Genomic DNA, 22,283 nt, shown 5'->3' with positions numbered 1-22,283 from the left:
CCCCCCCCCCCCCCCCCCCCCCCCCCCCCCGCGACCGGTTCTCCTACCGGAACTTGACCGCGCTGGCCTTGTTGTCGAAGCCGTTGTTCGAGAAGTCCCTGTCGGAGGAGTGCGCCCTGGCGGTGTACGTCCGGCCGCCGTATCCGACGATGTCGTACAGCACCACGTCGCGCCCGGTCTGGTTCTTCATCGAGCTGGCACCGTTGTTGACGCGGCTGCTGGCGCCGGTCCACGTGTTGTCGCGGAGGTCCCCGTCGTTGCGGGCGAAACCGTACTGGCCGCCCCGGTAGTCGTCGTGCTGGTAGAGCCAGATCCGCGCGACCTGGCTGCCCTGCGCAGCCCTCTCCCCCGTGGAGGGCGCGCCGGAGTCGGCGAACGCGGCGGGCGCGGCGATCGCGGTGCCACCGAGCAGAGCCGCCCCGGCGGCCAGGGCCAGGCGGGTTCGTATACGCATGCTGTGGTTCCTTTCGTGAGAGCGGGGCGGACCGCGCGGTTCCGTGTACCTGTCCGACGGGGGAGCCGTGGGATCACGGCGCCCCGTGGTGCCGTCGCCGTGCACCTGTCGGGCGCCCCGTCGGCGTCGGCGGTCCGGCCTTGCACCACGCATTCCAGTGGCCGCGTCGTTGTCCCGCACCCCGTCGACGTGCTCCGCAACAAAAGCCGGGGTTGTTGTCCCGCCGCGGCCGTGCCCCGCACCAACGGGCGGGAAGCGCCCTCCTGGAGCGCGCGAGTGGCCGGAAGGAGCCTTTCAGTGGCTTGTCGCGCGGTGTTGGGTGGGGCCGCTGACGTCCAGGGGGAGGACACGCATTGGGACGCAAGGAGAAACCGGTCGACCCGCGGGAGGGCCCGGTCGCACGGTTCGCGTTGGCGTTGCGCGAGCTGCGCCGCGAGGCCGGCAGCCCGCCCTACCGGGCCATGGCACAAGGTGTCGGCTATTCGGTGTCCGCGCTGTCACGCGCCGCCGGGGGCGAGACGTTGCCGTCCTTGCCCCTGGTGCTGGCGTATGTGCGGGCCTGCGGCGGTGACGCCGTCGAGTGGGAGCACCGCTGGCGCGAGGCCCAGCGCATGGAAGCCGCCCAGGCGCTCGCCCTGGAGGAGGAGACGGTCGACCCGCCCTACCGGGGGCTGGCCCGTTTCGAGACGTGCGACAGCGCCCGGTTCTTCGGCCGCGAGGCCCTCACCGAGGCCCTCCTGCGCCTGGTGGGCGCGCACCGGTGCGTGATGGTGTTCGGTCCCTCGGGCAGCGGGAAGTCCTCCCTGCTGCGGGCCGGGCTGATCCCTCGACTGCGGAACACCGTGGAGCCGCGTCCGGCGGCCATCCGGGTCCTCACGCCCGGCCCCCGGCCGGCGCACGATCACGAGAAGCTGTTCGAGCCGGCCGCGGGGCCGGGGGAGACCTGGCTCATCGTGGACCAGTTCGAGGGGCTGTTCACGCTGTGCGCCGACCCGCGCCGGCGGGCCCGTTTCCTGGAGTCGCTGGCGACCGTCAGGGAACCGGGCAGCCGGCTGCGAGCGGTGCTGGGCGTGCGAGCGGACTTCCTCGCCCGCTGCCTGACCCACCCTCTGCTGACCGCGGTCGCCCAGGAAGCCAGCCTGCTCATCGGACCCATGGCGCCCGCCGAGCTCCGCGAGGTGATCGTCAAACCGGCCGCCGCACAGGGGCTCATCGTGGAGCGCGCGCTGACCGCCCGCCTGATCGAGGAAACGGGCTCGGAACCCGGCGGGCTGCCGCTGCTGTCGCACGCGCTGCTGGAGACCTGGCGCCGGCGCCACGGCCGCACGCTGACGCTGGCCGGTTACGAGGCGGCGGGCGGCATCCACGGTGCCATCGCCCAGACCGCCGAGGACCTCTACCACAGCCTCTCCCACGAACAGGCCGCACACGCCCGCCGCATCCTGCTGCGTCTGATCACCCCGGGCGAAGGCGCCCCGGACACCCGCCGCCCCGTCGACCGCGGGGAACTCGACACCAACGACCCCGTCGACACCGAGCCGGTCCTCGAGCGCCTGGCCCGATCCCGCCTGATCACCCTCGACGACAACCTGGTGGACCTCGCCCACGAAGCGCTCATCACCTCCTGGCCGCGGCTGCGCGGCTGGGTCGAGGAGGACCGGGAACGTCTGGTGGCCCACCGCCGCCTGACCGAGGCCGCCGCCCTGTGGGAGGAACTCGGCCGGGACGCGGGAGCCCTGTACCGGGGAAGCCGCCTGAACACGGCCGAGAGGCAGTTCGGCGAGCCGCGTGGTCGGGACGACCTCACCGCCGCCGAACGGGACTTCCTGGCCGCCAGCATCGAGGAGCGGGACCGGGAACGGCGCGCGGTCGCACGCCGCGACCGCCACGTCCGCTACCTCGCGGCCGGTCTCGCCGTGCTCCTGGCCGTGGTGACCAGTGTCGGCGCGCTCGCGATCCGCCAGCGCCAGGAAGCCGACCGCGCCCGTCTGCAGGCCACCTCCCGGCAACTCGCGGCGCAGGCCCTGGCCCTGGCTCCGACCCGCCCGACCGTGGCCAAGCTGCTCGGCGTGGAGGCGTTTCGTACCGCGGCCACTCCCGAAGCCCGCGGCGCGCTGCTGACCATGTCCACCCACCAGTACCATCAGGCCGAACTCACCGGACACGGCGACGCCGTCTCCGAGGTCGCCTTCAGCCCCGACGGCCTGCTCGCCTCCGTCGGCCGCGACCGGAAGATCATGCTGTGGGACCCGTGGCACCGGACCCTCCTGGCCACCCTGACCGGCCACGACACCTGGTTGCGGACCGTCGCCTTCAGCTCCGACGGCGCGATGATGGCCACCGGGGGCGACGATAAAAAGGTGGCGCTCTGGGACATGGCCACCCGCAAGCGGACGGCGACCCTCAGCGGCCACACCGAGCTGGTGACGAGCCTGGCGTTCGCCCCCGACGGCCGCACCCTGGCCACGGCTTCCGCGGATCGCGCCGTGGCGCTGTGGGACCCGCGCGACCGCACCCGGCGGCACACCCTGACCGGACACCCGGACACGGTCGGCGCGGTGGCCTTCAGCCCCGACGGCCGCACCCTGGCCACCGCCGCGGGCCGCACGGTCACGCTGTGGGACACGGCGACCGGCACCCGCGGAACGGTCCTCGAAGGCCACCGCGGCACCGTCAAAGCGCTGGGCTTCAGCCCGGACGGCCGCATCCTCGCCACCGCCGGCGAGGACCACGAGGCGATGCTGTGGGACGCCGGGAGCGGCGCGCGCACCGCCACCCTGACCGGACACACCGGAGAGATCCGCGCCCTGGCCTTCAGCCCCGACGGGCGCACGCTGGCCACCGCCGGACTCGACCGCACCGTCATGCTCTGGGACCCCGCTCGCGCGGTTCACACCGCCACCCTGACCGGGCACGGCACCAACGTCTACGGCCTGGCCTTCAGCCCCGGCCCCTCGCCGCTGCTCGCCTCCACGGGGGAGAACGGCGCGGTCACCCTCTGGGACCCGTCCCGGATCGCGATGACCGGCCACACCGACCGCGTCAACAAGGTGGCGTTCAGCCCCGACGGCACCACCCTGGCCACCGCCAGCGACGACGGGACCGCGGCACTGTGGAATCGGCGGCTCGGCACCCGCACGGCGACGATCGACGCCGGAAGCGGGCAGGTCAACTCGGTGGCCTTCAGTCCGGACGGCCGCACCATCGCCACCGCCACCGGGGTCGCCGTCCACCCGCCGCGAGCCCGTGACTACGCCCTCACCCTCTGGCGCGCGGCGGCCCGGGCCGTTCCCAAAGACGCGGCCGGGAAGTCGTCCGACGCCCACGTCGACGCCCTGGCCAAACTGACCGGCCACACCGACCGTGTCACGGACGTCGCCTTCAGCCCCGACGGCCGCACCGCGGCCACCGCGGGCGCCGACGGGGCCGTCATCCTCTGGGACACCGCGCGCAAGGCCCGCCTGGCCACCCTGGGCCCACCGGCCCTCTCCGGGGCGACCACCGCGCCTGCCGCCGAAGAGGCCGCGGGCGTCCATGCGGTGGCCTTCAGCCCCGACGGCCGCACGCTCGCCTCGGCGGGCCACCAGGGCACGACCGTCGTGTGGGACGTCGCCGGCCGCACCCGCCGGCTCACGCTGTCCGGGCACACCGCCTCCCTGCGCGCGGTGGCCTTCAGCCCCGACGGCCGCACGCTGGCCACCGCCGGGCTCGACCGCAGGGTCATCCTCTGGGACGCCGCACGCGGCACGCGCAAAGCGACTCTCACCGGGGACTCATCGGCCCTGGCCGTGGCCTTCAGCCCCGACAGCGCGACTCTGGCCACCGCCGGCGCGGACACCTCCGTCGACCTGTGGCGGACGGACACCCGCCGACACCTGGCCACCCTCACCGGCCACACCCGCCAGGTACGCGCCCTGGCCTTCAGCCCCGACGGCGCCACCCTGGCCACCGGAGCCGTCGACGGCAGGGTCGTGCTGTGGAACACCGATACCGAGCGCACGGCGGAGCAACTGTGTGCCACCGTCGCCCGCAGCCTCACCCGCCAGGAATGGGCGCGCTTCGCCCCCGAATCCCCGTTCCGCCGCACCTGCCCATAAGATCATTTGGGCGGGGCCGCCCCCACCGCGTACAGTGCCAAGGTTTGGCCCCCACCCCACCCCCCAAGGCAACGAGGAAGCACACCCAGCGATGACGGTGACCGAAGACAGCCCCGCCGGAGAGGCGACCGGCATCGACCCCGAGCGCCTGGCCCTGTGCCTGAGCGTGCTCGAAGAGCTCGACGCACTGCCGGTCGACCACCCCGACGCGATCACCGTCCGCCGTGCCACCGCCGGCCTCTACCGCATGGTGAAGCAGCGGCGCCGCCAGGAGCGCCGGGCCGCCAAGACCGCGCACGACCGCAAGGTCACCGAGGCCACCGCCACCGGCGCCGCCGACCGGATCGACGACGAGACGCTGGGCCGCCAGCTGACCAGCTCGGTCAGCACCGAGATCGCCGGCGTGCTGCAGCGGCCCCGCTCCTGCTACATCTGCAAGACGCGCTACGTCGAGGTGGACGCCTTCTACCACCAGCTGTGCCGGGACTGCGCCGAGCTGAACCGGTCCCGCCGGGAGGCCCGCACCGATCTGACCGGCCGGCGCGCGCTGCTCACCGGCGGCCGGGCCAAGATCGGCATGTACATCGCGCTGCGGCTGCTGCGCGACGGCGCCCACACCACCATCACCACCCGCTTCCCCAACGACGCCATCCGCCGCTTCAAGGCGATGCCGGACAGCTCCGACTGGCTGCACCGGCTGAAGATCGTCGGCATCGACCTGCGGGACCCCGCCCAGGTGCTCGCGCTGGCCGACGCGGTGAGCGCCGAGGGCCCGCTGGACATCCTGATCAACAACGCCGCGCAGACCGTCCGCCGGTCGCCCGAGGCGTACAGCCGGCTGGTGGAGGCGGAGTCCGCCGCGCTGCCGCCGGGCGACCTGCCCGACTCCCTGGTGCTGGGCCACTTCGGCAGTGGCGCCCCGGCCGCGCTGCCGGCCGGCGCCGCCGCCCTGGGCGGCGGCGGGCTGACCGCGGAGGACGTCACCGCACTCGCGCTCACCACGGGCTCCGCCTCGCCGGCCCGGATAGCCGCCGGCACGGCGATCGACGCGGGCGGGCTCGTCCCGGACCTGCACGACACCAACAGCTGGATTCAGAAGGTCGAGGAGGTCGACCCGGTCGAGCTGCTCGAAGTGCAGCTGTGCAACATGACCGCGCCGTTCCTGCTCGTGAGCCGGCTGCGCCCGGCGATGGCCGCGTCGCCCGCCCGCCGCACGTACGTGGTGAACGTCTCGGCGATGGAGGGGATGTTCAACCGCGGCTACAAGGGCCCGGGCCATCCGCACACCAACATGGCCAAGGCGGCGCTGAACATGCTCACCCGCACCAGCGCCCGGGAGATGTTCGAGACCGACGGCATTCTGATGACCAGCGTGGACACCGGCTGGATCACGGACGAGCGGCCGCACCCGGACAAGATGCGCCTGGCGGCCGACGGTTTCCACGCCCCGCTGGACCTGGTCGACGGGGCCGCGCGGGTGTACGACCCCATCGTCCGCGGCGAGTTGGGCGAGGACCTCTTCGGCTGCTTCCTGAAGGACTACGCGCCGACCAAGTGGTAGCCCGCGGGCGCCCCCGCGGCCGCCCCGCTGAACGAAACCCGCCCCCGCTCCGTGAATGTCAGTGACGGCACCGCCGTCGAGGTTCCGGTTTCCGGTTCCGACTGGGACACTCCGGACGGTCACCTCGGCGGTTTCGGTGTCCCTACGGGCGGGGCGCGGCACCGTCGCCCTCGGCAAGGACGACGGCACCCACGCACCGACGTCGACAGGATCGCGATCGGCCGGACGGGAGGGCTCCATGAGCGGCGATTCCCTCGGCTCCCGGCGCGCCCTCCTCCGGGCCACCGGGGCCGGCGCCCCCGGCCGGACCGCTGTCGCCGGGACGTGTGAATTCCCCGGCCGGTGGGGAGCGATCCCGGTGGACCCCCGCCTTCCCCCACGTCCCCCCACGAAAGGCAGGGAACACTCATGAGCGAGACCCTCAGCCAGGCAGTGGAACAGGCCGCGCCGCCGAAGGCCGCGGGCGGCGAGGAGACAACCTGGCAGACCCCGGACTACGTGGTCGTCGAGACCGCGCTCGAAGTCACCGCCTACTCCCTCACCACCCGCTGACCCGGCCGTGCTGCTCCAGGTGCTCGGCACCGCGGCGGGCGGCGGCCTCCCCCAGTGGAACTGCGCGTGCCCCGGCTGCTCCGGGGCACGCGCCCACCCCCACTGGCGCCGCCGGCACGCCTCGCTCGCCGTCCGGGCCGACCGCGACCGCTGGTACATCGTCAACGCCACCCCCGACATCGGCGATCAGATCGAGTCGGTCGCGGGCCTGTGGCCCGGCCCCGAACCGCGCCGCACCCCCGTGGCCGGCCTGGTGCTCACCGACGCCGAACTCGACCACACCCTCGGCATCGCCCGGCTGCGCGAGGCCAAGAGCCTGGAGGTGCTGACCACCGCCCCCGTCTGCGACGCGCTCCTCACCAAGCTGCGGCTGGGCGAGGTGCTCGGCCCCTACACCCGGCTCGGCTGGCGCGATCTGCCCCTGGACCGTCCCGTGCCGCTCACCCCGGGCTCCGGCGTCGAGATCAGCGCCATCCCCGTGTCCGGCAAGCGCCCCCGCTACGCCGCCGGCGGACCGGGCGGCCCGGACGACGGCGCCTGGGTGGTCGCGCTGCGGCTCACCGAGCGCGCCACCGGCACCACCGCGCTCTACGCACCGGCCCTCGCCGCCTGGCCCCCCGCGTTGCACCGGGCCGCCACCGAGGCGGACTGCGTGATCGTCGACGGCACCTTCTGGGACGACGAGGAGCCCCGGCGCAGCGGCATCTCCGCCCGCACCGCCACCGGCATGGGCCATCTGCCCATCGACGGGCCCGGGGGCACCGCCCGGCTGCTCGCCCCGCTCACCGGCCGCCGCCTCTACACCCACCTCAACAACACCAACCCCCTGGTCGACCCCGCCGCCCCCCAGCACAAGGTGCTCGCCGAACTCGGCATCGAGGTGGCCGCGGACGGGATGGTGATCGAGCCATGACCGCGAACGGGACGTGATCGAGCCATGACCGTCACCCCCCTGGCGGCGCCCGCCGCACCCCCCTGGCCCGCCGCGGAGTTCGAGGAGCGGCTGCGCACCGTGGCCCGGGAGCGCTACCACGACCGCCACCCCTTCAACATCCGGATGCACCGCGGCGAGCTGGACGCCGACGAGCTGCGCCGCTGGATCGTCAACCGCTTTCACTACCAGCGGCACATCCCCGTCAAGGACGCCCTCATCCTCGCCAAGCTGGACAGCTCCCGGCTGCGCAGGCTCTGGGTGCGCCGCATCCAGGACCACGACGGCCGGGCCGAGGGGGAGGGCGGCATCGAACGCTGGCTGCGCCTGGGCGAGGCGGCCGGGCTGGACCGCTCCCGCCTGCTCTCCGGCGCGGAGGTGCTGCCCGGGGTGCGGCTCGCCGTCGACGGATACGTCAACTTCTGCCGGTTGCGCGACGGGCTGGAGGCGGTGGCCGCCTCCCTCACCGAGCTCTCGGCCCCCGGCATCATGCTCACCCGCGTCGAGGCGTTCGAACGCCACTACCCCTGGATCGACCGCGCCGGCCTGGAGTACTTCCGCACCCGGGTCGCCCAGGGCCGCACCGACAGCCAGGAGGCGCTCGGCATGGTGCTGGCCTGGGCCCGCACCCGTACCGACCAGGAACGGGCCCTGGCCGCCCTGACCTTCAAGTGCGAGGTGCTCTGGTCGCTGCTCGACGCCGTCGACCGCGCGGGCGGGGGACGGGACGGCGACTCCGGCCCCCTCGGCCCGGCCGGCGGGGGAGCGCGGCCATGACGGCCGGGTCCCCGCCCGCGCCCGGCGGGCCCGCCCCGGGGTGGCGGCCCGCGCTCGCCCCGGCCGTCGTGCTCCGCTACGACCGCCGGCGCCGCGCCGACCTGCTGATCCTCCCCGAGCGGGTCGTGGTCCTCAACGCCCACGCCAGCCGGGTGCTGCGGCTGTGCGACGGCCGGCGCGACGTCGAGGACATCGTCCGCGAGCTGGCCGTCCGCTTCCCCGGCGCCCCCGTCGAGGAGGACGTCCCGGCCTTTCTCACACGGGTGCGCGGCAGGGGGTGGCTGCGCTGACCGCGACCGAGCGACCGGACACCGGCGGCGCGGCCGATACGCGAGCCGGCGCGGACGGCACGGAGTACGGCGTCGACACCGGTGGCGCGACCGGCATCGCCCCACCCTGGGCGCTGCTCGCCGAACTCACCCACGGCTGCCCCCTGCGCTGCCCCTACTGCTCCAACCCCCTGGACCTCGCCCGCCGCTCCGCCGAGCTGACCACCGGCGAATGGTTGGACGTCCTGCGCCAGGCGGCGGACCTCGGCGTCGTCCAGACCCATCTCTCCGGCGGGGAACCGCTGCTGCGCCGGGACCTGCCGGCCATCGTCACCGCCGCCGAGACGGCCGGGATCTACACCCAGCTCGTCACCAGCGGCCTCGGGCTGACCCCCCGCAGGGCGGCGGCGCTCGCCGACGCCGGGCTGCGCAGCGTGCAGCTCTCCGTCCAGCACGCCGAACCCGCCGCGTCCGACCGGATCGCCGGGCGGACCTCCTTCGCCGCCAAGGCCCGTGCCGCGGCGGCCGTCCGGGAGGCCGGGCTGCCACTGGGCCTCAACGTGGTGCTGCACCGGGACAACCTCGACGCCGTCGAGGCCCTCGTCGAGCTCGCGCTCTCCTGGGGCGCGAGCCGGATCGAGCTGGCCAACACCCAGTTCTACGGGTGGGCGCTGCTCAACCGCGCCCGGCTGCTGCCCTCCCGGCAGCAGCTCGCCCGCGCCCGGGACACCGTCGTACGGCTGCGGGAGCGGCTCGCCGGGCGGCTGGACCTGGTGTGGGTGGTCCCCGACTACTTCGACGGCGTGGCCAAGCCCTGCATGGGCGGCTGGGGCGCCGTCTCCCTCACGGTGGCCCCGGACGGCACCGTGCTGCCCTGCCCGGCCGCCGCGGCCCTGCCGGACCTGGCCGCCCCCGGCGTCCGGGACCGCTCCCTGGAGTGGATCTGGTACCGCTCCCCGGCGTTCAACCGGTACCGGGGCACCGCGTGGATGAGCGAGACCTGCCGCGGCTGCGACCGCCGCGAGCGGGACTTCGGTGGCTGCCGCTGTCAGGCGTACGCCCTGACCGGCGACGCCACCCGCACCGACCCGGCCTGCGCCCTGTCCCCGGACCACGGGCTGGTCAGGGCGCTGGCCGACGGGCGCGCGGCGGGTCCAGCGGCGGCTGGACCCGTCGCGCTCGGCTACGTCTACCGCGAGGCGGGAGCCGCCTCCGCGGCCCGCAGCAGCACCTGAGCGGTCAACCGGCCCGCGCGCACCGCGTGCTCGGCCTCGCTGCCCCGGATGCGGTTCAGCGCGGGGTCGAACTCGCCCATGATGGCGCCCGCGTGGTCGGTGTCGGGCTCCGCCAGCTCGGCCGGCCAGCCGCGCTCCCGCAGGGCCGCCAGGAACTCCCGCGAGTACCGGACCTCCAGCAGGGTGTCCGCGGTGCCGTGCACCAGGTGCACCGGCACCGGCGCCGCCGCCGTGGTGGCCAGATCGCTCAACGGGCAGCTGCCGGTGGTGCGGGCGGTGAGGTCGTAGCGGGAGGCGATGCCGACCACGGCGGCCGGCCGCCAGCCGTCGAACAGATCGGGCCGCAGCGCCACGCCGACGGCCGCCGGCGCCCCCGCGGACCAGCCGGCCAGCACGATCCGGTCCGGGTCGGCACCGTACTCGGCCGCGTGCTCCCGGACGTGGGCGAGGGAGCCCAGCAGATGCGCGCGCCCGCTGTCCGGGGCGTCCGAGCGCCAGTCGGGCACGAACACCGGCAGCCCGAGCCGGGCCACCTCGCGGGCCAGCGGCGCGAGGATGTCTCGCTCGTCCGGGCCGAGGCCGTGCCAGAGCAGGACGGCCGGCGGCGCGGCGGCCGGCGGGCCGTCCGCCGCCCGGTCCGTCGGGTCCACCGGGTCCGGGCGGTACACATCGATCGGCTTGTCGTGCGGGCCGTGGACGAGCGTGCACGTCACACCGGTTCGGGCAGTCACAGCTGTTGCGCTCCTGGTCGTAGTCGGCTGGTTCGAGGCCCGCGCGGGGCCGGTCGGATGGGTTCGCAGGGTGGGCCGGCTCACCGGGGCGCCGGCTGCCGCGCGGCCGCGGCGGCGGCGACGATGGGACAGCGGGCGAAGGCGCGGGCGACATCCACCAGCCACGCGGTCTCCTCCGCCAGGTCCGCCCGCTCCGGGCCCGTCACCCGCGGCTCGGGCACCGGCCCCGCCGAGGCGCGCAGGCCGTGGGCGCGCAGCGCGAAGGTCAGCTGGGCGGCCTCCGTGATCGCCCGTACCCGGTGCTCGTCGAGCCCGGCGGCCTCGCCCAGCCGGGTCGCGGTGCGGGCCACTTCCGGATCGGCGTACGCCCGCAGCGCGAGCTGGCCGTCCCGGATCTCCACCACTCGCCGGTAGAGCTTGAACTCCAGGGTGCGAATGCCGATGGCGCGCCACAGCCCGGCCCGGGGCGCGGGCAGCGCGATGGCGGGCACGGCCGCGCACAGCGCGCTCCACAGCGGCGTCAGCCGCCGGTACTGCACTCCCGCCCGCACCCAGCGGTGCGGGGCCGTCAGATGGTGCCCCCAGCCCGGCAGCGTCCAGCCGACGAGGGTGAGCAGCGCCCCGATGTCACCGCAGATCCACGCCACCGGCTCCCAGCCGCGCATGCTCACCCCGAAGGGCGCCCCGACGATATTGGTGATCCGGATGGCGCTGTAGCCCAGGGTCACCCAGGCCCCGACGGCGATCAGCCGCAGCCCCCGGCGCAGCCACAGCCGGTGCGAGACCTTGGCGTAGCGCCAGGCCAGCCGGCCGACCTCGATCTCGCCCGCGGCGTAGGCACAGATGTAGATGAGCAGATACGCGGCGTACAGCGGATGGTCGGCGTAGTGCAGCGTGAAGTCCTTGGGCCGCTGCTCCTCGGGCGACATCAGCGAGAACAGCGTCACCAGCGTGGTCAGCACCAGCGCGGTGGTCAGCATCCGCAGCCGGGCCCCGCGCCAGGCCCGCCGCGGCGGGTGGGCCCAGAACTCCAGCACGATCTGCTGACTGGCCACCAGCAGCATCACACAGGTCATGGCCAGCAGCGCCGCGCCGTTGGGCACGCCCACCAGCCGGTCGACATGGCGCCAGACATAGGGGTGGGAGAGCGTGAAGCTCAGCGCGGAGAAGCCCAGCACACAGCAGAGGGCGATCAGGGCGTTGTCACGGGGGGAGCGGCGCAGGGCGGTGAGCTTGTAGGCCAGCGCGAGCCAGGCCACCACCGCGCAGACGGGGTGGAGCCAGGCGTTCACTCGCGACCCCGCGGCGCGTGGCGCAGCGAGCGGTCCAGCCGCTCCACGATGTCGGCGGCCTCGGAGGGCACCGACCAGGTGGGCTCGGGCCGCCGCCGGTTGGCCTCCTGGAGGATGAGCGAGGCGATCAGCTCGGCCTCCTGCTCCTCCACGGCGCTGTAGTGGGTGCGCTGCAGCACCCGTTCGACCATCCCGGGGTCGAGGTTGGGCAGGATGAGACGGGAGGACTCCTCGCTCATGATCTCCGCGGCGTGGTGGTCGCAGAGCAGGTGCCCCAGCTCATGGGCGATGATGTGCTCCTGATGGAAACGGCTGGTCTGTTCCTCGTAGAAGATGAAGTCCACCTCGTCGGTGGAGACCCACAGCCCGCAGGGGCCCTGGGTGGGCAGCGAGACGGGCGCCAGATGGATGGGGCGGCCGCTGCGTTCGGCGACCCGGTCGCAGAGCACGCGCACATCGAAGGGGGAGGGTATCTCCAGCTGGCGCACCAGGGCCCGGCACCGTTGGTTCAGTCCCCGGAAATTCACTGTTGTGCTCCCTTGCCGCCCTGGCGGGTGTCGCCAGACCGTAACGATCATTCAACCCCCGTCGGACTCCCCCTGCGGCGCGGCCGCTAGCGCACGGCGCCCGTCGAGTCCTCGGGCAGCCCCTCCAGCTCACGGACGCGTTCGATCACTTCCTTGATCGACTGCAGGCTCTTGGGCGAGAGCCCGGCCGCGCGGAGCGCGACGTGCTGGACCCGGGTGTCCCGCAGGGCCACCAGCAGTTCGAGCTCGGCGTTGACGTCCGCCGTGACCCGGTCGTCGAAGAAGTAGGCCGGTGGCACCCCGAAGAACTTCGCCAGCCCCTCGAGATGGCGCAGCGTGGGATTGTCGCGCTGGCCCTTGCGCAGCAGCCAGATGTAGCTCCCGGAGATCGGCACGCCCGCGGCGGTGATGGCACGGGCCACCTCCTCGGTGTTGTACGGGCCGCGGCCGGTCGGGATCACCGTCTGGAACAAGTGATTCAGCTTGTCGGCGAGGGTGAGTCCCGCCATGTCCCCGGAGTCGGTCAAGGGTCACACCTCCGTCCTGCTGGCCAATTTAACGCCCCACCGGTGTGCGAGTCGACGGGGCCTTGCCCGCTGCGCCCGTCGACGCGTGGGGCGCCCGCCACCGGGCGTCCACTTCTACCTGTTTCCGACTCACGTTGGATGCAACCGCCTCTCGAGAGACCATCGGTTCCATGACGGTATCCCGGTTCGGCCGGCCGGCTTAAGCCCCGTGCGCCGGGGAGCGGGTCCGGCCGGATCGGCAGGGGCGGGGCGCGCCGGGGCCGAGGACGGCCGAGCGCGCCGGGCGGACCGCGGGCGCGTGGGGGCGGCACTCCCCCCGACAGACGGCCTGCCCGGTGCGACGGGGGATGCACACCGGGCAGGCTCGGGAACTTTCTTACCGCATGAGGGAACGCTTATGCATCCGATGCCTGTTCGTTTTCCTCATTGCCAGGCCACGGGGAGCGAAATCAGGCCACGGGCCCGGATCGAGGGCCTCCACCGCAGGTCGGAGCGGGGAACGTCCAGTCGGATGGAGGGAAAACGGCCCAGCAGCTCCGTGAGCGCCACCTCGGTCTCCAGCCGGGCCAGCGGGGCGCCCAGGCAGTGGTGGATGCCGTGCCCCAGGGCCAGATGGCCGGAGGGTCCGCGGTCGAGGTCCAGGCTGTCGGGCGCCGGGAACCGGGCGGGATCGCGGTTGGCCGAGGCCAGCGAGAGCAGCACGGTCTCCCCGGCCGGCACGGTCACCCCACCGATCTCCAGGTCCTCGGTCGGGAAGCGCCGGATGGCGAGCGGAGTGGGCCCCTCCAGGCGGGCGAATTCTTCGACAGCCGCTGTCACTACGGCTGGATTTCGCCGTAGCTCCGCGAGCAGTTCCGGGTCGTCCAGCAGCATCAGCACGGAGTTGCCGATCAGATGGACCGTGTTCTCATATCCGGCGAAAAGGATGAGGAACGCCAGGGAGGTCAGCTCGTCCTCGCCGAGCCGGTCACCGCCGGCGCCGTCACCGCCGGCCCCCTCCCCGGCGTCCCGGCCGTCGCGCACCGCGATCAGATCCGAGAGCAGATCGTCGCCGGGCCGGGCCCGCTTCTCGGCTATCAGCGCGGTGAAGAAGCCCAGCAGGGCGCCGACCGCCTCGCGCGCCGCCTCCGGACGCCCGGGGTCCGGGGTGATCAGCGCGTCGGTCCAGGACCGGAAGTCCCGCCGGTCCGCCCGTGCCACGCCCAGCAGATCGCAGATCACCGCGATGGGCAGCGGCCCCGCGTAGGCCGCGAGCAGATCGGCCCGCCCGGCCGGCTCCATGGCGTCCAGCAGCTCCCGCGCCTCCCGCCGCACCGGCTCGCGCAGCTTCTCCACCCGGGCCGGGGTGAAGGCCTTCACCACCAGCCGGCGGATGCGGGTGTGGTCCGGCGGGTCCATGTTGAGCAGATTCGCGTCCAGCGCGGGCGGCAGGGCGAGGCCCCGGTAGTTGCCCGGCAGCGCGTTGCGCTTGTCCAGGGACAGCCGCGGATCGGCGAGCGCCCGCCGGACATCGGCGTACCGCGTCACCAGCCACGCGGGCAGCCCGTCGGAGCCGGTCACCCGGTGCACCGGACCGGCCTCGCGGAGCTCGGCACAGGTGCCGTACGGATCGGCGATCAGGGCGGACGAATCGACGGCACGCAGGGCGGTGTTCTCCATGGTCACGACTGTACGGGTGGGGACTGACAGTGCTTCACGCAATGGCCCGTGCGCGGCCCAAGGCAGGGGCGGCAGCGGCCCAACGCAGGGGCGGTACCGGAGCTCGCGCCCCGGCACCGCCCCGTGTCGTAGGCGGCCCAGACCCCCGTCCAGGGCCACCTCGCCGAAGGGCCTCGTTCAGCCCCCGCGCGGGGGCTCGTTCTGTGGGCCGGCCGGATCGGGAGGATCGGCCGGCAGGTTCATCTGCTGCCGGAACTGCGAGATGATGGTGGTCAGGCTGTCCTGGACCTCGGGCGGGAGCCCCACCGAGCGCAGGGCGATGGCCCGCACCCGCTGATCGCGCATGGCGACGAGGAACCGGACCTCCTCCTCGACCCGCTCGGCCTGTGACGGCGACAGATCGCCCAGCAGATAGCCGACGGGCACGCCGAAGAACTTCGCCAGGGCGCGCAGCACATCCGGGCTGGGATTGGCGCGCCGGCCGTTGCGCAGCATCGACAGATACTGCTCCGTCAGGCTCACACCGCAGTACTTCTCGGTGCCCCGGCTGATCTCGTCCGCCACATACGCGTTCGTATAGGGGGCGCCGGGCGGGTGCATGTTCGCGAACAGGTAGTTGAGCCGATCCGCGAGCGCACCTCCCGCGGCCTTCGGCGACCCATCGCCCCCCACTGCCATCAGCACCGTCCTTCGACCCTTCGCGATGGCATCGCCGCGAAGAGCCCACCGAGTTTCGTCGCACTCCGAGTGAGCCGGTGTAACCGGCACGGCACTCACGGCCAGTTAAGCCGGGCAGCGCCGCATCGCCATCCTGCCATGGAGAAGGGCCCCACACCAGCCCGTTGACGCGGCCGACCCGGAGAGAGGTACTTAACCAGGAGTTGAAAGCGGCGGGCCTGCACCGGTTCACCGGCCGACGATGGGATCATGGGGCGGGGGCATCCGACCGAGGAGTCACCGCGGCATGGACTGGTTCACCGCGCCCGACCACTGGCTGAGCAGGCTGGTCTTCCAGCGCGGCCTGGCCGCCCTCTACCTGGTCGCCTTCCTGGCCGCCGCGCTGCAGTTCCGCGCCCTCCTTGGGGACGGCGGACTGACCCCGATCCGCGCCTTTCTGGCGCGTGTCCCGGCGCGCTACGCGCCCAGCCTGTTCCATCTGCGCTACTCCGACCGGCTCTTCGCGGCCGTGGCCTGGAGCGGCGCCGCGGTCTCCGCGGCCCTGCTGGCCGGCGCCGCCGACGAGCTCCCGCTGGGCGCGGCCATGGCGCTGTGGGCGGTGCCCTGGGTGCTGTATCTGTCCATCGTCAACGTGGGCCAGACCTGGTACGGCTTCGGCTGGGAGTCCCTCCTGCTGGAGGCGGGCTTCCTCGCCGTGCTCCTCGGCAACGAGCGGACCGCGCCGCCCCTCCTCGTGCTGGTGCTGCTGTGGTGGCTGCTGTTCCGGGTGGAGTTCGGGGCCGGACTGATCAAATGGCGCGGGGACCGCTGCTGGCGGGACCTGACCTGTCTGTACTACCACCATGAGACCCAGCCGATGCCGGGCCCGCTGAGCTGGTACTTCCACCGGCTGCCCAAGCCGCTGCACCGGGTGGAGGTCGCGGCCAACCACGTGGCCCAGCTCCTGGTGCCGCCGCTGCTCTTCGCCCCGCGGCCGGTGGCGAGCGCCGCCGCCGGGGTCATGGTCGTCACCCAGCTCTGGCTGGTCCTCTCCGGCAACTTCGCCTGGCTCAACTGGATCACCATCGTGCTGGCGCTCTCCGCGGTGGACGGCGCCCTGGCCGCCGAGGTGCTGCCGCTGCCCGAGCCGCCCGCGCTGCCCGGGCCGCCCCTGTGGTACGCGGTCGTGGTGATCGCGGCCACGGTGCTGATGGTGGTGCTGAGCTACTGGCCCGTCCGGAACCTGATCTCCCGGCAGCAGCAGATGAACCGGTCCTTCAACCCGTTCCACCTGGGCAACACCTACGGCGCCTTCGGCAGCGTCAACCAGGACCGGTTCGAGGTGGTGATCGAGGGGACCGAGGACGCCGTACTGCACGAGGGGACCCGCTGGCGGGAGTACGAGTTCAAGGGCAAGCCGGGGGACGTACGCCGCAGGCCCCGCCAGTTCGCGCCGTACCACCTCCGCCTGGACTGGCTGATGTGGTTCGCCGGACTGTCGGCGGCGTACGCCCGCCCCTGGTTCGGCGCCCTGCTGGAGAAGCTGCTGGAGAACGACCGGGCGGTGCTGGGGCTGTTGCGGGTCAACCCCTTCCCGGACGCGCCGCCGACGCACGTCCGGGCCCGGCTGTACCTCTACCGCTTCACGACCTGGCGGGAGCGGCGCGCGACCGGGGCCTGGTGGCACCGCACACCGGTGCGGGAGTACTTCCCGCCGGTGCGGCTGGAGCGCCGCCCCGACGCGCCCGCCCACTGACCGCCACGAGCGCGCCGCGCGGCTACTTCAGCTCGACGAGATAGACCTTGTCGACGCCGTCCGGCTGGCCGCCGTTGTTGTCGGCGTTGCTGGTGGAGAGCCACAGCCGGTTCGCGCCCGGCACCGCCTCGACCGTGCGCAGCCGCCCGTACTGGTCGGTGTAGTACGACGACGGGGTGCCCGTGCCGGTGCCGTCCACCGGAATCCGCCACAGCCGCTTGCCCCGGAGCGCCGCCATGTACAGCGCGCCGTCCGCGTAGGTGAGCCCGCTGGGCGAGGCCTGCCCGGTCGGCCAGGTGCGCTTGGGGTTGATCGTCCCGGGGCTGGAGCAGGTGCCCTCGCACAGGGGCCAGCCGTAGTTCCCGCCCGCCTCGATGAGGTTGAGCTCGTCCCTGCTGCGGTCGCCGAGTTCGGAGGACCACAGCCGGCCCTGCGGGTCGAAGGCCAGCCCCTCGGGGTTGCGGTGCCCGTAGCTGAGGACGAGGGTGCCGAACGGGTTGCCCGGGGCGGGCCTGCCGTCGGCCGTCATCCGCAGGATCTTCCCGTTGAGCGAGTCCTTGTTCTGTGCCGTGCTGGTGTTCTGGGCGTCCCCGGTGGTGGCGTACAGATATCCGTCGGGCCCGAACCGCAGCCGGCCGCCGTTGTGGTACTTGCTCCTCCTGATGCCGGTGACCAGCGGCGTGTAGTCGCTCAGCGAGGAGCCGTCGAGCGTCATGCGCACGATCCGGTTGTCGCTGGAGGAGGTGTGCATGAAGTACACGTAGTGGTCCTCGGCGAAGGTGGGGGAGACGGCCACGCCCATCAGCCCGCCCTCGCCGTTGGTGGTGGCCGCTTCGGGCACCGTGCCCACCTGGGTTTTCGTGCCCGACGGGGTGAGCTTGAAGACCTTGAAGGAGTCCCGCTCGGCGTAGAGGGCGGAGCCGTCCGGGAGCCAGCCGTGGCCCCAGGGGATCGACCAGCCGCTGGAGAGGGCCCTGACGCCGTCGGGCACGGAGCCGGGCGCCGCGGCTCCGGCGTGGCCGGGGGCGGCCGTGGCGGTCAGCAGTCCCGCGGTGAGCGCGGCCGCCGCGACGGCCGCGGCCAGGGCGCGCGGGGTGGCGCGCTTGAGCTTCCGTTCCATGGGATCGCTCCGATCGGTTTCCTTGGCCGGGCGAGAGATTGAGCGAAACATGACAACATCGCCGTGTCGCGGACGGTAAGGAAACCTGCTTGACGCGTCAACATTCACGAGGGCGTCGCGCCGGACCCGGTCGTCGGACCCCGGCCGCCGGCCCCCGGTCGTCGGAGCTCAGTCGCCGGGGTGAAAGGCGAGAAAGACCGTTTCCCGGTCCCCGCGGAGCCGGATGTCGAAGCGGTACGCGCGGTACGGCTCGGCCGTCGCGATCAGGGTGCGCCGGCGCTCGGGCGGCAGGGACGACAGCAGCGGGTCGGCGGCCAGGGCGTCCGGGTCGTCCCCCGCCCGCGCGCCGTCATGGCTCCCGCCCGGAACGCCGCCCGGGCCCGCCGCCTCGTGCGGCGGGGGCAGATACACCCGGGTGAAGAGCGGGGCCAACAGCCCCCGGACCAGCACGCACAGGGCGAGACAGGGCGGGGCGCCACCCGGTGGCAGCGTGCGCACCGCCCACTGCCCCGCCGCGTCGGTGGCCACCCGGCCCCACCCGGTGAAGGCCGGGCCGCCGCCGCGGCCCAGTGGGGCTCCCGTGGCCGCGTCGCGGCGCAGCGACCCCGGCGCCCCGCGGCGCGAGCCGTCCGGGGCCGCCTGCCACGTCTCCACCAGCGCGTCGGGCACCGGGGCGCCGTCACCGTCGTACACCCCGCCGTACACCGTGATCGCCGCGGGGTGGCCGGGCGGCACGAGGTCGCCGCCACCGGGCGCCGGCAGGGCCTGGCCGAAGAACGGGCCGAGGGTCTGCGGGGGCGTCACCGAGGCCTCCGGCCGGCGGGGTGCCGCTCCCGAGGGCGTCGGCGGCAGGGGGGTCGGCGGCCGGGACATCAGCGGCCCTCCTCGGCCCAGGTGGCGGACGGCCCGTCGAGCACGATGTCCCAGCGGTGGCCGAGCGCGAGACCCGGCCGGGACAGCCCGGGGTCGTAGGCCGCCACCAGCCGCCGGCGGGCCCGTGGGTCGGCCACGGCCCGGTGCACCGCGTCGTACGGCAGCAGTGGATCGCCGGCGAAGTACATCTGCGTGATCAGCCGTTGGGCGAAGGCGGTGCCGAACAGCGAGAAGTGGATGTGCGCGGCGCGCCAGACGTTCTCCCGGTCGTCCAGCGGATACGCCCCCGGTTTGACGGTGAGGAAGGCGTAGCGGCCGTCGTCGTCGGTCAGACAGCGGCCCACGCCCGTGAAGTTCGGGTCCAGCGGGGCGCGGTGGCGATCGCCCTGGTGGGCATAGCGGCCGGCCGCGTTCGCCTGCCAGATCTCGATCAACTGCCCGCGCACGGGCCGGCCGGAGCGGTCGAGCAGCCGCCCGGCCACCACGACGCGCTCCCCGACGGGCTCGCCCGGGTGCCCGGCGGTGAGGTCGTGGTCGAGCGCGGTGACATCGGCCGGCCCGAAGACCGGGCCGGTCAGCTCCACGGCGTCCGGGTCGCGCACGAGCACCGGGGGCCGCAGGGGCCGGCGTTCGGGCAGGCCCTCGTACGCGGGGACCTCCGGCTCCGGCTCCGGTGCCGCGGGGTCGTACGCCGACGGCTCCGGCGGGTCGTACGCCGACGGCTTCGCGGGGCCGGTCGCCGACGCGCGGGCCCGGGCGGTCGGGGCGGTCGCGGTGACCGGGGTGGCCGGAGTGCTTCGGGTGGTCCGGGCGGAGGGCATGCCGGTCCTCCTTCGCAGGGGCGGAGGGAGCGGGCGTGGCGCGGGGCCAGTATGCGGGCGGCCGTGGCGCGGTGGCGGCCGATCGTCCCGGCCTGACGGGAATCCGACCCTCGACCGGGGGGGCCGCGGATCGGGGCCGGGGGAGCGGGACCGGAGCGGAGCACCCGGGAGCCGGGTAAGGGGCGGTGGCGCGTGGTGAGGCTCACGTGCCGGTCCGCCCCGCGAACTCTGGTGCGGCTCCATCGACAGTGCGTACGATGCGTCGAGTTCGGCCCCGATGGGGCGGAACGGACAACTTCATGCGTACGCGACTGGGGGAAGCCGGTGGGAATCCGGCGCTGACCTGCAACCGTGAGCGGCCGTCCGGGCCGTGAGCCGGAACACCTGGCGCGCCACGTGCACAGCTTCCCACTGTCATGGTCTGCAGCGCGAAGCCCCGGTGCCTCGGCTCTCCCGGCCGGCCAACCGCCCCCTTCCGCCCGGAAGTCGGGCCGTCGGCCGGTGCGACGGCCGAGTCGGTCGCGGGCCGCGGTGGCGGGCCAGGACCCTTCGAAAGGCACTCCGATGGCCGCCACGCACCCGGCTGGTTCACGTCGATGAACCGGTGGGCCACGGGCCGTTGGCGCGGACTCCTGGCGGCGGCCGCGCTCGCGCCGGCCCTCGCCCTGCTCCCGGCGTTACCGGGCCCGCTGCCCGCGCCGCCCGCCACCGCCGTGGACACCTCCCGCGGCACCCCCGGCTTCTGCCCGGACGACGACGGGGTGACCGTGGTCGTCGACTTCCGCGACCTGGGCGGCACCACCGTGGTGCGCTGTGCCCCCGGCGAGCAGGAGAGCGGCCATGACGCCCTCCGGAACGCCGGGTTCAGGATCGCCGGGACCAGCCGGTGGGGAGAGGCGTTCATCTGCCGGATCGAGGGGAAGCCGACCGCCGCCACCGAGCCGTGCGTCGACACCCCGCCCGCCACCGCCTACTGGTCGTACTGGCACGCCCCCGACGGCGGCGGCTGGACCTACAGCGAGTGGGGGGCGATGAACCGCAAGCCCCCGCGCGGAAGTTTCGAGGGCTGGTCGTTCTCCCGGAGCGACGGCGGAACGGCCAAGCAGGCGCCCAGGATCGCGCCGCTGCGCCCCGTGGTGGGCCCGCCGCCCGGCGGCGGCCCCGGAAACCCCGGCGGAGCGGGCGGTTCCGGCACGGGCGGCAGTGGTGGCAGTGGCGGCAGTGGCGGCAGTGGCGCTTCCGGTGGCACGGGCGGCACGGCCGGTACGGGTGCCACGGGCGCCACGGGCGGTGTCGGCGCCGACGGCGGAACGGGAGGCGGTGGCCCGGCCACCGGCCCCGGCGGTCCCGCGGGCGGCGACACCGGCGACGGCACCGCCCCGGGCGGCGGCCTCACCCCGCCGCCCCCGGCCGACGGCGAGCCGTCCGGCACCCCCGGCGCGACCGGCGACCCCGCGCCCGGGGCCTCCGGCCCCGCCGAGCCGGCGCCCGGCCCCCACGGCACCCCGACCGGGGCTCCCGGCTGGACCGGCGAGGGGCCCGACGCCACCCGGACCGCCACGGCCGAGAGCGGCTCCGGCGTCCCCGTGGGCACGGTCGCCGGGGCCGCGGCCGTCGCCGTACTGGCCGCGGCCGCCGGCACCACCGCCTGGCGCAGGCGCCGGTCCGCCCGGTCCGCCGACGGCCCGGCGGGAGCGGACGACCGGCCATGACCACCGCCCCGTTCGCCCTGCGCCCGCTCCGGTCACCGCTGCCGCGCTCCCTCCACCCGGGCGCCTGGTGGCTGTGGGCGCTCGGCATGGCGGCCGCCGCCGGCCGCACCACCAACCCCCTGCTGCTGCTCATGATCCTGGCCGTCGTCGGCTGGGTGGTGACCCGCCGCCGGGGCGACGCGCCCTGGGCGCTGGCGTTCCGGATGTATCTGCTGGCGGGCGCCGTCGTGGTGACGATGCGGGTGGTCTTCCGGATCGTCTTCGGCGGCGGCACGGGAGAGCACATCCTGTTCACCCTGCCACGGGTGCCGCTGCCCGAATGGGCGGCCGGCATCCGGCTGTTCGGCCCGGTGGCCGCGGAGCAGCTCCTCGGCGGCCTCTACGACGGGCTGCGCCTGGCCGCCATGCTGGTGTGCGTCGGCGCGGCCAACGCCCTGGCCGACCCCAAGCGCATGCTCAAGGCCCTGCCGGGCGCGCTCCACGAGATCGGCACCTCCGTGGTGGTCGCGCTGACCGTCGCCCCGCAACTCGTCGAGAGCGTCCAGCGGGTGCGGCGGGCCCGCAGGCTGCGCGGCGGCCGGCAGAAGGGCGTCCGCGCGCTGCGCGGCATCGTCATCCCCGTCCTGGAGGACGCCCTCAACCGCTCGCTCGCCCTGGCCGCGGCGATGGCCTCGCACGGCTACGGCCGCACCGGCCCCCCGATCGGCGACCTCCCGCCCGCCGGCGCCCCCG

General features: G+C 74.4%; 20 protein-coding genes and 1 riboswitch. Of the genes, 10 read left to right on the top strand and 10 right to left on the bottom strand.

Translation table 11 applies throughout. The features are described from left to right. Positions 1-43 precede the first annotated feature (43 nt). Complete coding sequence (locus ACSNOD_RS12975) at positions 44-454, bottom strand: peptidase inhibitor family I36 protein (RefSeq protein ID WP_436767035.1); 411 nt, start codon at positions 452-454, stop codon at positions 44-46. A 353-nt stretch (positions 455-807) separates the two neighbouring features. On the opposite strand from ACSNOD_RS12975, the gene ACSNOD_RS12970 reads away from it, so the two are divergent. The 7 genes from ACSNOD_RS12970 to pqqE all read left to right on the top strand — a co-directional run bounded on the left by ACSNOD_RS12970 (position 808) and on the right by pqqE (position 9,876). Continuing rightward, positions 808-4,551, top strand: coding sequence for an nSTAND1 domain-containing NTPase (locus ACSNOD_RS12970; RefSeq protein WP_436767034.1), 3,744 nt, complete (start codon positions 808-810; stop codon positions 4,549-4,551). Positions 4,552-4,642: 91 nt separating this feature from the next. Then, positions 4,643-6,112 (top strand): SDR family NAD(P)-dependent oxidoreductase, encoded by a 1,470-nt coding sequence (locus ACSNOD_RS12965; protein ID WP_436767033.1) that lies wholly within the window; start codon positions 4,643-4,645, stop codon positions 6,110-6,112. A 408-nt stretch (positions 6,113-6,520) separates the two neighbouring features. Continuing rightward, the gene (gene pqqA / locus ACSNOD_RS12960) at positions 6,521-6,664 is read left to right on the top strand and encodes a pyrroloquinoline quinone precursor peptide PqqA (RefSeq protein WP_436767032.1); all 144 of its coding nucleotides are present in this window, start codon (positions 6,521-6,523) and stop codon (positions 6,662-6,664) included. 7 nt (positions 6,665-6,671) lie between these two features. After that, positions 6,672-7,577 carry a pyrroloquinoline quinone biosynthesis protein PqqB gene (gene pqqB / locus ACSNOD_RS12955; protein WP_436767031.1) on the top strand — a complete coding sequence of 302 codons (906 nt, stop codon included), beginning with the start codon at positions 6,672-6,674 and terminating at the stop codon, positions 7,575-7,577. Between the two features lie 24 nt (positions 7,578-7,601). Continuing rightward, a complete protein-coding gene (gene pqqC, locus ACSNOD_RS12950; RefSeq protein ID WP_436767030.1) occupies positions 7,602-8,372 on the top strand; it encodes a pyrroloquinoline-quinone synthase PqqC in 771 nt (256 codons plus the stop codon). Further along, positions 8,369-8,662, top strand: coding sequence for a pyrroloquinoline quinone biosynthesis peptide chaperone PqqD (gene pqqD, locus ACSNOD_RS12945; protein WP_436767029.1), 294 nt, complete (start codon positions 8,369-8,371; stop codon positions 8,660-8,662). Before pqqC ends, pqqD begins: the two co-directional genes overlap by 4 nt. Before the next feature lie 95 nt (positions 8,663-8,757). After that, entirely contained in the window at positions 8,758-9,876 is a 1,119-nt protein-coding gene (pqqE, locus tag ACSNOD_RS12940) for a pyrroloquinoline quinone biosynthesis protein PqqE (RefSeq protein ID WP_436767036.1), read from the top strand. Here the strand turns inward: pqqE and ACSNOD_RS12935 are convergent. The 6 genes from ACSNOD_RS12935 to ACSNOD_RS12910 all read right to left on the bottom strand — a co-directional run bounded on the left by ACSNOD_RS12935 (position 9,831) and on the right by ACSNOD_RS12910 (position 15,290). After that, entirely contained in the window at positions 9,831-10,607 is a 777-nt protein-coding gene (locus tag ACSNOD_RS12935; RefSeq protein ID WP_436767028.1) for an alpha/beta hydrolase, read from the bottom strand. The two genes, pqqE and ACSNOD_RS12935, sit on opposite strands and share 46 nt — an antisense overlap. Positions 10,608-10,687: 80 nt before the next feature. Continuing rightward, positions 10,688-11,899 carry an MAB_1171c family putative transporter gene (locus tag ACSNOD_RS12930; protein WP_436767027.1) on the bottom strand — a complete coding sequence of 404 codons (1,212 nt, stop codon included), beginning with the start codon at positions 11,897-11,899 and terminating at the stop codon, positions 10,688-10,690. After that, entirely contained in the window at positions 11,896-12,387 is a 492-nt protein-coding gene (locus ACSNOD_RS12925; protein ID WP_436767026.1) for an ImmA/IrrE family metallo-endopeptidase, read from the bottom strand. The genes ACSNOD_RS12930 and ACSNOD_RS12925 overlap by 4 nt, the downstream gene beginning before the upstream one ends. Before the next feature lie 125 nt (positions 12,388-12,512). Continuing rightward, entirely contained in the window at positions 12,513-12,953 is a 441-nt protein-coding gene (locus tag ACSNOD_RS12920) for a helix-turn-helix domain-containing protein (RefSeq protein WP_436767025.1), read from the bottom strand. 423 nt (positions 12,954-13,376) lie between these two features. Next, on the bottom strand, positions 13,377-14,612 hold the full coding sequence (locus tag ACSNOD_RS12915; RefSeq protein ID WP_436767024.1) for a cytochrome P450 family protein: 1,236 nt from the start codon (positions 14,610-14,612) through the stop codon (positions 13,377-13,379). A 177-nt stretch (positions 14,613-14,789) separates the two neighbouring features. Further along, positions 14,790-15,290, bottom strand: a complete 501-nt coding sequence (locus ACSNOD_RS12910; protein ID WP_436767023.1) for a helix-turn-helix domain-containing protein — start codon at positions 15,288-15,290, stop codon at positions 14,790-14,792. Positions 15,291-15,576: 286 nt separating this feature from the next. On the opposite strand from ACSNOD_RS12910, the gene ACSNOD_RS12905 reads away from it, so the two are divergent. Further along, positions 15,577-17,025 (top strand): lipase maturation factor family protein, encoded by a 1,449-nt coding sequence (locus tag ACSNOD_RS12905; protein WP_436767022.1) that lies wholly within the window; start codon positions 15,577-15,579, stop codon positions 17,023-17,025. Positions 17,026-17,047: 22 nt separating this feature from the next. Here the strand turns inward: ACSNOD_RS12905 and ACSNOD_RS12900 are convergent, their stop codons facing one another. The 3 genes from ACSNOD_RS12900 to pcaH form a co-directional block, all read right to left on the bottom strand. After that, on the bottom strand, positions 17,048-18,145 hold the full coding sequence (locus tag ACSNOD_RS12900) for a PQQ-dependent sugar dehydrogenase (RefSeq protein ID WP_436767021.1): 1,098 nt from the start codon (positions 18,143-18,145) through the stop codon (positions 17,048-17,050). Between the two features lie 168 nt (positions 18,146-18,313). Further along, complete coding sequence (locus ACSNOD_RS12895; RefSeq protein ID WP_436767020.1) at positions 18,314-19,018, bottom strand: protocatechuate 3,4-dioxygenase subunit alpha; 705 nt, start codon at positions 19,016-19,018, stop codon at positions 18,314-18,316. Then, positions 19,018-19,839, bottom strand: a complete 822-nt coding sequence (pcaH, locus tag ACSNOD_RS12890; RefSeq protein WP_436767019.1) for a protocatechuate 3,4-dioxygenase subunit beta — start codon at positions 19,837-19,839, stop codon at positions 19,018-19,020. The genes ACSNOD_RS12895 and pcaH overlap by 1 nt, the downstream gene beginning before the upstream one ends. A gap of 315 nt (positions 19,840-20,154) precedes the next feature. Beyond that, positions 20,155-20,224: riboswitch (cobalamin riboswitch) on the top strand. Between the two features lie 211 nt (positions 20,225-20,435). On the opposite strand from pcaH, the gene ACSNOD_RS12885 reads away from it, so the two are divergent. Then, positions 20,436-21,551: a hypothetical protein gene (locus ACSNOD_RS12885; protein WP_436767018.1), complete on the top strand. Its 1,116-nt coding sequence runs from the start codon at positions 20,436-20,438 to the stop codon at positions 21,549-21,551. Beyond that, positions 21,548-22,283: CbiQ family ECF transporter T component (locus ACSNOD_RS12880; RefSeq protein ID WP_436767017.1), on the top strand; the 736-nt coding region annotated here is incomplete at its 3' end. The genes ACSNOD_RS12885 and ACSNOD_RS12880, both read left to right, overlap by 4 nt.

Origin of the sequence: Streptomyces sp. URMC 123 (assembly GCF_051386515.1) — a bacterium.
Lineage (GTDB): Bacteria > Actinomycetota > Actinomycetes > Streptomycetales > Streptomycetaceae > Streptomyces.
This window is presented reverse-complemented; position numbering and strand designations above follow the sequence as displayed.